Origin of the sequence: Candidatus Pelagibacter sp. HIMB1517 (assembly GCF_052047895.1) — a bacterium.
In the GTDB taxonomy this organism is placed as follows: Bacteria; Pseudomonadota; Alphaproteobacteria; order Pelagibacterales; family Pelagibacteraceae; genus HIMB114.
Genome location: NZ_JBNAIW010000001.1, coordinates 256,750 through 267,052, shown reverse-complemented (window position 1 = coordinate 267,052; position 10,303 = coordinate 256,750). Strand labels below are relative to the sequence as shown.

Sequence of the window (10,303 nt, the reverse complement as noted above, 5' to 3'; positions counted from 1 at the left end):
AATTAACCCCGTTATAAACATTACCTAATAACAAAACTAATTTATATAAATATAATTATTATATTATTATTTTATTGTTTATCAGATATTGCAAATTGTTAGAAAATTAGTTATAAGAGTATTTCACCACAATAAAACTTTTCCATTATGAATTTACAAGAACTTAAAGATAAATCACCTGCTGATCTAATTTCAGAAGCTGAAAAGCTCGGTATTGAAAATCCAAGTACACTTAGAAAACAAGAAATATTATTTGCGATATTAAAAAAACTTGCTGAAAAAGGCGAGCAAATAACTGCTACAGGTGTATTAGAAACTTTACAAGATGGGTTTGGTTTTCTAAGAGCTATGGAGTCAAATTATTTACCGGGGCCTGACGATATTTATGTAAGCCCGAGTCAAATAAGAAGATTTGGTCTTAGAAAGGGAGATACTGTCGAAGGAGAAATTAGAGCTCCAAAAGATCAAGAAAGATATTTTGCATTATTAAAAGTTAATAAAATTAACTTTGAAGATCCTGAAAAAACTAAACATAAAATTAACTTTGATAACTTAACACCATTATATCCAGATGAAAAAATTAAGTTAGAAATTGAAAAAACAAAGATAGAAAAAAAGACAGATGTAACTGCAAGAGTTATTGATTTGGTTTCTCCAATTGGAAAAGGACAAAGATCTTTAATTGTAGCTCCGCCAAGAACTGGAAAAACTGTAATTTTACAAAATATTGCAAATTCAATAACTGCAAATCACCCAGAGATTTATTTAATAGTATTGCTAATCGATGAAAGACCAGAAGAAGTTACAGATATGCAAAGAACAGTTGACGGCGAAGTTGTAAGTTCTACATTTGATGAGCCGGCTCAACGACACGTTCAAGTTGCTGAAATGGTTATAGAAAAAGCAAAAAGACTTTGTGAACATAAAAAGGATGTTGTTATATTGCTAGATTCAATAACAAGATTGGGCAGAGCATATAACGCTGTTGTTCCAAGTTCAGGTAAAGTTTTAACTGGTGGTGTCGATGCAAATGCACTTCAAAGACCCAAGAGATTTTTTGGTGCCGCTAGAAACATTGAAGAAGGTGGTTCTTTAACTATAATCTCAACCGCTTTGATTGAAACAGGCTCAAGAATGGATGAAGTTATTTTTGAAGAGTTTAAAGGAACAGGTAACTCAGAAGTTGTTCTTGATAGAAAAGTTGCAGACAAAAGAACCTACCCAGCAATTGATGTTGCCAAATCTGGAACGAGAAAAGAAGAATTGTTGTTTGAAAAAGATGAACTATCTAAAATGAACGTGCTAAGGAGAATTATTAATCCTATGGGGTCTATGGATGCTATAGAATTTTTAATAGGCAAATTAAGAGAGACAAAAAATAATGGAGAATTTTTTGACTCTATGAATAAAGGTTAATCGATTTTTTTAGCCTCTTCTATTAACATTATAGGAATTCCATTTTTTATTGGATAAGCAAGCTTTGAAGTTTTGGCAATTAAACAATTGTTTTTTTCATCGTAAATTAACTTTTCTTTTGATTGAGGACAAACAATTGTTTTTAATAAATTTTTATCAAATTCCATTAATGAATGTTCCTATTTTCGTCATTATTATTTCCTAAAATATAAAAATTAATAATTTGATTAAGAACATCATTTCTATCTTTAATATCTGTCGTTTCTAGCAATCTTTGTTTTTCGCTAATTGTAAAAGGACATATCATTGCCAGTGAATTAATTAACTGGGAGGGCTCTACTTTTTCAACTATCTTCCAGTCCGTAATTAGTTGATGTTTCTCAAAAAGCTTCTTTGTTTTATCAATTAAATCTATTGTATTTATATTGATCTTTTCCTCTTCACCAAAGTCTTTTGTAAAATCTTCATAGTCAACTTTGAATTTTCTATACAAGTTATTTGTATTAATTTCATTTTTAATTTTAAATCTAGTGATGCCTTTAAGGTTAATCAAGTAACGACCATCAGGCGTCGAGGAATGGTATTCTATGTAACCAACGCACCCAATAGAATACACTTCTGGCTTTCCATCTAAATCTTTTTTTAAATTCGATTGAACCATTCCTATTAAATTATCACCATCAATTGCATGCTCTGTCATTTGTTTGTACCTTGGTTCAAATATATTTAGAGGTAAAAGGGTTTTGGGGAAAAAAATTGCATTACTCAATGGGAAAATTGGTATTTCAGTTGGTAAATCTGATATGTTAAATTTTTTTTTCATTATTTATCTATTGAAAAACTTTAACATAAATAATAATTTAAAAAAAATATAAAAGCGGGTGTAGCTCAGTGGTAGAGCGAAACGTTGCCAACGTTTAGGTCGTGGGTTCAATTCCCTTCACCCGCTCCAAAAAAATGTTCTCAGGATTTAAAAAGGAAACAATTACTGTTGAAGACCAAGGTTTTGGAAAAGCGGAGATAGTTTGTAGACATGGAGGCAAAGGTGAGCCGTTGTTATTATTACATGGCAATCCTATGTCACATATCACGTGGCACAAGATAGTTGATGATCTAAAAGATAAATTTTATGTAGTTGCCTCTGATCTTAGAGGTTATGGTGAAAGCATTGGACCAGAAGAGGGTGGAGATAATCATATAAATTATTCATTCAGAGCAATGGCAAATGATCAAATATCTTTAATGAAGAAATTGGGTTTTGATGAATTTAAATTAGTTGGTCATGATAGAGGAGCAAGAACCTCACATAGAATGTGTTTAGATTTTCCAGAAAAAATAAAAAAAGTTGGAATATTTGATATTATGCCAAACAGACACATTTGGACTGTACAAAAGAAAAATTGGGCAATGTCAAAATGGCATTGGTTACTAATGATGCAGCCTTATGATTTGCCTGAAAAATTATTATCATCTGTTCCAGCAAAATATTATATGGAAAAAAAATTATCTAAAAGAGGCGCAACTTTAGAGTTTTGTAAGGAGACATTTGATGAATACGTCAGATGTTTTAATTATAAAACTATCAGAGCCTCATGCGAAGACTATAGAGCCTCACCATCTTGTGATCTTGATCATGATAATGAAGACTTTGAAAAAAATAACAAAATTAAATGCCCAATTTTTGTACTATGGGGTAATAGAAGTGATACTGGAAAAGTTTGGGGGGACGTGTTAGATGTTTGGCAGAATTATAGTGATCAACAAGTTCAAGGAGAAGGATTAGATTGTGGTCATTATTTACAAGAAGAACAGCCAAAAAAAGTTTTAGAATGGTTTAAAAAATTTTTATAATGAGTGATTTATCTAAAAAAAAATGCATACCGTGTTCTGGTGAGATTCCTGCTTTTACACAAGAGCAAATTAATGAATTTAAAACTAAAGTAGAAAATTGGAATATAATGAAAAATGACAAAGGTCATTTCTATCTATCAAAAGATTTTAAGTTCAAAAATTTTGAAACAAGTTTAAATTTTATTAACAAAGTTTCACAAATTGCTGAAGACGAGAACCATCATCCTGACTTAAAGTTCGGATGGGGATATGCTAATATTATTATTATGACACATGCTATAAATGGGTTAGCTGAAAGTGATTTTGTCTTGGCGGCTAAGATCGACGAAATTAGTGTTTAAAATTTCTTATTCCTGTAAACACCATTGATATGCCAGCTTTATCAGCTGCATCAATAACTTCTTGATCTCGTATAGATCCGCCCGGTTGAATTATAGATTTAACACCTGCCTGGATAAGATTTTCAATACCATCGGCAAACGGAAAAAAGGCGTCTGAAGCCGCAGATGATCCTGCGATTTCTTTTGGAAAAAATTTTAAAGCATTTTTACATGCAATTTCGGCAGAACCAACCCTGCTAGTTTGGCCTGCTCCAACACCTAGAGTTTTATTATCTTTAGTAATAACGATTGCATTTGATTTTACGTGTTTGCAAACTTGATTTGCAAACAAAAGATTATCAATTTCTATTTCTGTTGGTTTTGCTTTGGTTACAATTTTTAAATCTTTTTTTGTTAAAGATGAAAAATTCTCATCTTGAAGGAGAAAGGTCTTTTGCATAAAAGCTACTGAAAACGACGGGCTATTTTCTACCAACTCATACTCTAAAACTCTAAGGTTTTTCTTTGATGATAATATTTTTTTTGCTTCATCACTAACCTTTGGTGTTAATATCACCTCATAGAAGGTTTTTACAATTTCAGTGGCAATGCCTTCGTCAATACTATAATTGAACGCCACAACCCCTCCAAATGCGCTTGTAGGGTCACCTGAGAGAGCATTTAGATAGGCTTTTAGTCCATTTGTATCTGAAGCACACCCGCAAGGGTTATTATGCTTAATTATGGCACAAACTTTACTTTGTTTGTCAAAGTCATTTACTAGTGAATAGGCATTAAATGAGTCTAAATAGTTATTATGACTAAGCTCTTTTCCTTGAATTTGATTTAAATTTGAGAACCCTTTTTTATTATTAACAATTTCAAATACTCGACTTTCTTGATGAGGGTTTTCACCATATCTAAGTTTTTGTAAAATTTTACCAGGAATAGTTTTTTTATCTAAAAACTTAATACCATTTTGTTCTGACATCCAATTCGATATCAAGCTGTCGTAATAAGCTGTTTCGCTAAATGTAATAGCTGACATTTTTTTTCTAAACTCTATGGATGTCGAACCTTTATTTTTTTCAAATTCTTTTAAAAATTCATCATAGTATTTTGGAGAAGGTAGTACGGTTACATGTTTGAAGTTTTTTGAAGATGATCTAAGCATTGATGGACCTCCGATATCAATATTTTCGATCATTTCTTCAAATGATACGTCGCCTTCTAATAATTTATTTTCAAATGGGTAAAGATTAACAATTACAAGGTTGATTTCACTAATTTGATTTTCTTTCATTTGATCTTGATGATTTTTTTTATCAATATCTCCTAACAAGCCACCGTGTATTTTAGGATGAAGTGTTTTAACTCTGCCTTCTAATATTTCAGGTGAACCGGTGTATTGAGAAATTTCAGTGCACTCAAAACCCTTATCTGTTATGAATTTAAAGGTCCCACCTGTACTTATAATTTCAACATTGTGCTTTTTTAAAGCATCAAGAACGGTCTCAAGGTTTGTTTTGTCTGAAACTGAAATTAAAGCTTTAGTAATTTTATTCATTGGATGATTTCTTATAGTCTATTAATTAGTTTTTTCCAAAGCCCAGTTAATGTTATTCACCTTATCTTTCAAAGTGCCTTCAACAAGAATACATTTTGACTCTAAAATTTTGTCATAAGAAGCGAAATAAAGACTATCTTCGATTTTTACAGGATGGGATGATTTAAATCTCCAGCCCTGATTATCCACACTTAATAATATATCTCCACCTTGAGTTTGTATAAGTTTACCCTCAGGTGTGACGTGAAATCGAAGAGAAAAATTTAGGAAAGCCAAATCTTTTTTTGCAACAATTATAAGTTCTTCTCCAGTCAACTTATTTTCATTTTCATGAATAACTATTTTTCTTTCATACATCGTATTATACTTTTTTTGATAACCATTATGGCCAGAAATAATAGAAATAGTATCTTTGTCGGTGTTTAAATCTTTTTTATAAACTTTTAATTTTTGTATAAGAGAATTTCCATAAAATGTTCTGACCAGTGGGTTTTTTTGAAATAAGCAGGAAGAAGTGTCATTTATTGTTAATGCAGAATGTGCTGCTGTAGTCTGACTTAGATATGGTAAATCACCACTAAAATTGTGAGCAGACCCACAATTTGAAATTATTTTTTTTCCATTATAAAGAAATTCAAAAGATAAACATCCTGCTTGGTAATTCTGTGAATTTAAATCAGACGGTGGATCATTGGCATCGACAGCTATTTCAAACTTTTTAATTTTTGAAATTAAGTAAGAATGAGTTTTTGTTTTTTTATCGAATTTATAGTTTTTGGCTTTTAAAAATTTATTAAATTCAGTGGCATCTCTATTTTTAGCCCCATTAAATAGTGGGAGAAAATTATTTGATAGTAATAATCCTTTATAATTATCACCAATTTTTTGAATATATTGGTCTAAAAATTCAGGTACAGTATTTTGTGAGAAGATTAAAAATTCTCTAACTAAAATTAAATGGTGCAATAACCAAAATTGATCTTCTGGGTTTTTACTTTCAACAAAGCCATTGCGATCAATAATGTTTTTAATCTCACTTGATAAATTCTTTATCGTACTTTGAAATAATTTTTGGTTACCTTCAAAGGTAACACTAACTAAAATTAAAGAAGCAAGGACGAGTATTTTTTCTAATTTGTTATGTATAAATGTAAGGTTTCGATTTAAGTGAAGAGCTTGTTTTACAATATTATTTGTTATAGTCGCTCTAAAAACCATATCATTGTTTCTTATTGTAAAATGAGAACAACATATCCAAAAAATTAATCGATTGGCTGTGATAAGATGGTTCCAATTTTTTTCATTATAATTTTGATTTTTTGTTAACCATTCAACTATGATATTTTTAGCAAGTATTTTATGATTTTTTATATCGAGTTGAGATAACCAAGAAAATTTATGAAGCTCCGATAAATGTTTTTCTCCAATATTATCAAGTTTCCAAATATTTTTTTGAAATCGCTTAATCAATTCGATTCTTTTATTATTTTTATCTTCGAGTTCTAAAAGTAAAGGAACGTTATTCATGTCATAACTTCTAGACGGAGGAGTAACCTTTAAACTATTATTATAATATTGTGTGGTAAAATATATTTTCCTCACTTTCTCTAAAAAAAGATTAAATAATGAATAAATAAATAACCTAATGAATCTAAGATTCATTTATTGCTTTCTTAAATTTTTAATATTTTCAGAAATATTATTTTCACCTTTAAAGATAGTTGTTCCTGAAACCAAAATATTTGCACCTGCTTTTATCGCTAGTGGTGCAGTTTTAAAATCTATACCACCATCAATCTCAATATCGATATTAAGATTTTCACTTTTAATTTTAGATCTGAAAAATTTCACTTTTTCCAAAACTTTTGGCATAAATTTTTGCCCTGCAAATCCAGGGTTAACGCTCATAATCAAAATTAAATCAATTTCTTTAAGATAATTTTCTATAACAGTGCTTGGAGTTTCAGGATTTAATGAAATACCAACTTTTTTTCCACAGGATTTTATAACACCGATAGTTCTTTGAATATTGTCAGTTGCTTCAGGATGAAACGTTATGATGTCAGCACCTGCATTAGCATAATCTTGAATATATTTTTCCACTGGAGATATCATTAAATGAACATCAAATGGAAGTTTCGAGCATTTTCTTATTTTGCTAATTACTGGAGGTCCAAAAGTTAAATTTGGAACGAAATGGCCATCCATAACATCAATATGTATTAAATCAGCTCCTGAATTGTTTAGTTTCTCAATTTCACTACCAATTTCACTGAAATCACAGGATAGAATTGATGGAGAAATTTTGATTTGGTTCATAATTATCTTTTAACTTATTTTGAAAATTTGAAAAATTCTTTTTAAGAACCAGTGGCTAAAATTATATCGATTAAGACTGTAAATAGCATGCAAGTTGCAATAAATAAGCAAACGTGAAGTGAATAGTAAATCATTACTAATTTGTCTCGAAAATTTTTTGATTTTATAATCATAAGCTCTCTATTTTTTTCTGACTTATTTTTAAAATCATATGATAGCATCCAAAAATTATTTGAATTCAATCTGTTATCTATATAACCTATCTTCATAATATTTTTTTTGATAAATTGTATGACTAAAACTAATACGAAAATACAAAACAAAATTTTTATCATTTAAAATACTATTTTATTACGAAATGAATGAAAAAAAAACTATTGAATTATTTACAAAAAAATCTGGTGATTTCGTATCGTCAAATTACATTTGTCTAAATGAAAATGATTTAGTTGTAGATGCTGTAAAAAGAGCCGTTGATCAAAACAAAGAAACAATTCTTGCCCAAAATAAAAATGACGAAATTATTGGCATCGTAACACTTAAAGATATTTTTAAAAAATTTGTTCCAAAATTTGGTCAAGAAATCAAAGTCAAAGATATCATGACTTCACCAGTAATTTATGTAAACATCAGTGATTTACTTTTTCATGCAGTAGGAATAATGAGAAAAAATAATTTTACTCATATTCCTGTCATAAATGATTACAGCAAAGAAGTTATTGGTATTTTAAATTTATCAGATGCATTGTCTGCTGAGTTAGGTAATACCATATCGCATATTGATTCACTGACTCAGGATGAAAATGATATTCAAGGATTGATCAATATTAAAAAATACCAACCAATCTTAGTTGAGAATCTACTGCAGCAAAATGTAGCCCCAGGTGATATTGCTTATCTGTTAAGTTTTTTAAATAATTTAATTTATTTAAGATCAGTTAATATTGCAAAAAAAGAAATATCACAAAAATTTAAAAATTTTACTGTTCCAAATTTTAGTGTCATTACCATGGGATCTGGCGGAAGAATGGAAAGCTTTTTACATCCTGATCAAGACAATGGGATCATTTATTCTGGAGATGAAAGTAAAGAAACGGATTTATATTTTGAAGAACTTTCAAAACATTTTACAAAAATTTTAGACGATTGTGATATTCCATTTTGTAAAGGTAACCTTATGGCTTCAAACCCTCTTTGGAGGCACAGTCTAAATGGTTGGAAAAGCCAGCTTGAAGACTGGACTAAAAATTTATCACAACAGTCCATGCGTTATATTGAAATGTTATATGATTTTAGATCGGTGTATGGTGATGCTAGTTTAGCGCAAGATTTAAGAAAATTTTTATTAAATGTTTTAGATAATAAGTATCTCCAAAAGTTTATGTATAAAAATGAAGAAAATTCTGATGCAGGACTAAATATATTTGGAAACTTTGTTTTAGAAAAAGATGATGAAGAAAATAAAGGTTTATTTAACCTCAAACATACAGGAACACTCCCCCTAGTAGAGTCTATAAGACTTTACTCTGTTAAGTATCAAATCGAAGAAATTTCAACGCAGGAACGTTTAGATAAATTAAAAAGCTTAGATGTCTTTACTGAAAACGAGTTTGATTTTTTTAGTAATGCACACAAATTTTTATCTTTAATCCTATTAAAAAATCAGTTTGAAAGAGCTAAGCAAAATCTATCAGTGCGAAACTATATAGATGTTTATAAACTTACAGACAGAGAAGTTAGAATGTTAAAAATGTATTTAAAAAGAATTAAAAAACTTAAAGATAAGGTTAGGGTAGATTTTAGTGAGGAATATTTTTAGTCCAATTAAGAAGTTAATAAATATTGAATTTGTAAATAAGATTGACATATCTGACGTTACTTTTTCTGTATTTGATACCGAAACTACAGGCCTTAATTATAACAATGGTGATAAAATTATTTCAGTATCAGGTGTAAAAGTGCAAAATTTTCAAATTGATACAGAGGGAAAATTAGATGAATTTTGCGATCCAATGATTGAGATTACACCTGAGAATGAACAGATACACCATATTTCAAATAGAATGGTTAGGGGCAAACCTAATATTTATGATTTAGAGAGTAAGTTCAGAGGTTTTTTTAAAAGGTCTGTATTAGTTGCGCATAATGTGAAATTTGATTGTAATTTTTTAATTAGTAATCTTTCTCATACTAAGCTTGAGAGTCGAATAAGAGAGGCGGTAAAGTTAGATACTGTTTTATTTTCTGCGGGTGTTTATCCTGATTTAAAGAGCTACGAATTATCCGTACTTTGTGATGAACTAAATATAACCCATCATGATCAGCTCAGGCACTCCTCTTTAGGAGATTCAATTATTACTGCAAGATTGTTCATTCATTTATTAAAAAAATCTAAGGTGCAAAATATTAAAGAGATTTTAAATATTTCAAAATTTGGTCAAAAGGTTTTATTGAATAAAACTATTAATAATTAATTATTTATTGAATAAATTTGATAGCGATCTTGCAATTTCACTTTCAAGAGGAAATGATAGCATCCCCATAACTGAATAGCCTAATAAATAAGGCATAACATAAAATCTAAACATATAAAAAAACCATGCAACATATAATGGAACAAGTGGTTTGATTAGAAAAGATGGTGTAACTCTATCAAACATTTTAATAAATGGATTGGTTAATTGGACAAAGACTTTCATAAAAAAGAAATTACTATCTTCCTTTTGAAAGATGTTCATGGCAACTCGGCCAATTAAGGTCCACATAATTAAACCTAAAAAGTAGTCTATTAAAATTACAATTGGGGACATTTAAAATAACACGGGCGATA

11 protein-coding genes and 1 tRNA gene are annotated in these 10,303 nt (G+C 29.5%); 6 read left to right on the top strand and 6 right to left on the bottom strand.

Translation table 11 applies throughout. The annotated features are described in order from the left end of the window. Positions 1-147 precede the first annotated feature (147 nt). A complete protein-coding gene (rho, locus tag ACTTAT_RS01560; RefSeq protein ID WP_440679296.1) occupies positions 148-1,416 on the top strand; it encodes a transcription termination factor Rho in 1,269 nt (422 codons plus the stop codon). On the opposite strand, the gene ACTTAT_RS01555 is transcribed toward rho, so the two are convergent. Beyond that, positions 1,413-1,583 (bottom strand): Trm112 family protein, encoded by a 171-nt coding sequence (locus ACTTAT_RS01555; RefSeq protein ID WP_440679295.1) that lies wholly within the window; start codon positions 1,581-1,583, stop codon positions 1,413-1,415. The two genes, rho and ACTTAT_RS01555, sit on opposite strands and share 4 nt — an antisense overlap. After that, a complete protein-coding gene (locus tag ACTTAT_RS01550) occupies positions 1,583-2,239 on the bottom strand; it encodes an LON peptidase substrate-binding domain-containing protein (RefSeq protein ID WP_440679293.1) in 657 nt (218 codons plus the stop codon). The genes ACTTAT_RS01555 and ACTTAT_RS01550 overlap by 1 nt, the downstream gene beginning before the upstream one ends. Positions 2,240-2,293: 54 nt before the next feature. Here ACTTAT_RS01550 and ACTTAT_RS01545 point away from each other — a divergent pair. The 3 genes from ACTTAT_RS01545 (at position 2,294) to ACTTAT_RS01535 (ending at position 3,608) form a co-directional block, all read left to right on the top strand. Then, positions 2,294-2,368: transfer RNA gene (locus ACTTAT_RS01545), tRNA-Gly, on the top strand. A 5-nt stretch (positions 2,369-2,373) separates the two neighbouring features. Next, positions 2,374-3,267 (top strand): alpha/beta hydrolase, encoded by an 894-nt coding sequence (locus tag ACTTAT_RS01540; RefSeq protein WP_440679291.1) that lies wholly within the window; start codon positions 2,374-2,376, stop codon positions 3,265-3,267. Further along, positions 3,267-3,608 (top strand): 4a-hydroxytetrahydrobiopterin dehydratase, encoded by a 342-nt coding sequence (locus tag ACTTAT_RS01535; protein ID WP_440679290.1) that lies wholly within the window; start codon positions 3,267-3,269, stop codon positions 3,606-3,608. Before ACTTAT_RS01540 ends, ACTTAT_RS01535 begins: the two co-directional genes overlap by 1 nt. Here the strand turns inward: ACTTAT_RS01535 and purH are convergent. The 3 genes from purH to rpe all read right to left on the bottom strand — a co-directional run bounded on the left by purH (position 3,598) and on the right by rpe (position 7,473). Then, a complete protein-coding gene (purH, locus tag ACTTAT_RS01530; RefSeq protein WP_440679289.1) occupies positions 3,598-5,154 on the bottom strand; it encodes a bifunctional phosphoribosylaminoimidazolecarboxamide formyltransferase/IMP cyclohydrolase in 1,557 nt (518 codons plus the stop codon). The two genes, ACTTAT_RS01535 and purH, sit on opposite strands and share 11 nt — an antisense overlap. Before the next feature lie 21 nt (positions 5,155-5,175). Beyond that, a complete protein-coding gene (locus tag ACTTAT_RS01525; RefSeq protein WP_440679288.1) occupies positions 5,176-6,681 on the bottom strand; it encodes a heparinase II/III domain-containing protein in 1,506 nt (501 codons plus the stop codon). Between the two features lie 135 nt (positions 6,682-6,816). After that, positions 6,817-7,473 (bottom strand): ribulose-phosphate 3-epimerase, encoded by a 657-nt coding sequence (rpe, locus tag ACTTAT_RS01520; RefSeq protein WP_440679287.1) that lies wholly within the window; start codon positions 7,471-7,473, stop codon positions 6,817-6,819. A gap of 358 nt (positions 7,474-7,831) precedes the next feature. On the opposite strand from rpe, the gene ACTTAT_RS01515 reads away from it, so the two are divergent. Both ACTTAT_RS01515 and ACTTAT_RS01510 read left to right on the top strand, forming a co-directional pair. Next, positions 7,832-9,292, top strand: a complete 1,461-nt coding sequence (locus ACTTAT_RS01515) for a DUF294 nucleotidyltransferase-like domain-containing protein (RefSeq protein WP_440679286.1) — start codon at positions 7,832-7,834, stop codon at positions 9,290-9,292. Continuing rightward, on the top strand, positions 9,276-9,947 hold the full coding sequence (locus ACTTAT_RS01510; protein ID WP_440679285.1) for a 3'-5' exonuclease: 672 nt from the start codon (positions 9,276-9,278) through the stop codon (positions 9,945-9,947). Before ACTTAT_RS01515 ends, ACTTAT_RS01510 begins: the two co-directional genes overlap by 17 nt. Here ACTTAT_RS01510 and ACTTAT_RS01505 read toward each other — a convergent pair whose 3' ends face one another. Further along, on the bottom strand, positions 9,948-10,283 hold the full coding sequence (locus tag ACTTAT_RS01505; protein ID WP_440679284.1) for a hypothetical protein: 336 nt from the start codon (positions 10,281-10,283) through the stop codon (positions 9,948-9,950). Positions 10,284-10,303: the final 20 nt, after the last annotated feature.

Excerpts from the sequence above, each read along its gene's own strand:
- purH (WP_440679289.1), bottom strand. The coding sequence starts at position 5,154 with ATGAATAAAATTACTAAAGCTTTAATTTCAGTTTCAGACAAAACAAAC.
- ACTTAT_RS01555 (WP_440679295.1), bottom strand. The coding sequence starts at position 1,583 with ATGGAATTTGATAAAAATTTATTAAAAACAATTGTTTGTCCTCAATCA.
- ACTTAT_RS01515 (WP_440679286.1), top strand. The coding sequence starts at position 7,832 with ATGAATGAAAAAAAAACTATTGAATTATTTACAAAAAAATCTGGTGAT.
- ACTTAT_RS01525 (WP_440679288.1), bottom strand. The coding sequence starts at position 6,681 with ATGAATAACGTTCCTTTACTTTTAGAACTCGAAGATAAAAATAATAAA.
- ACTTAT_RS01550 (WP_440679293.1), bottom strand. The coding sequence starts at position 2,239 with ATGAAAAAAAAATTTAACATATCAGATTTACCAACTGAAATACCAATT.
- ACTTAT_RS01505 (WP_440679284.1), bottom strand. The coding sequence starts at position 10,283 with ATGTCCCCAATTGTAATTTTAATAGACTACTTTTTAGGTTTAATTATG.
- rpe (WP_440679287.1), bottom strand. The coding sequence starts at position 7,473 with ATGAACCAAATCAAAATTTCTCCATCAATTCTATCCTGTGATTTCAGT.
- rho (WP_440679296.1), top strand. The coding sequence starts at position 148 with ATGAATTTACAAGAACTTAAAGATAAATCACCTGCTGATCTAATTTCA.
- ACTTAT_RS01535 (WP_440679290.1), top strand. The coding sequence starts at position 3,267 with ATGAGTGATTTATCTAAAAAAAAATGCATACCGTGTTCTGGTGAGATT.
- ACTTAT_RS01540 (WP_440679291.1), top strand. The coding sequence starts at position 2,374 with ATGTTCTCAGGATTTAAAAAGGAAACAATTACTGTTGAAGACCAAGGT.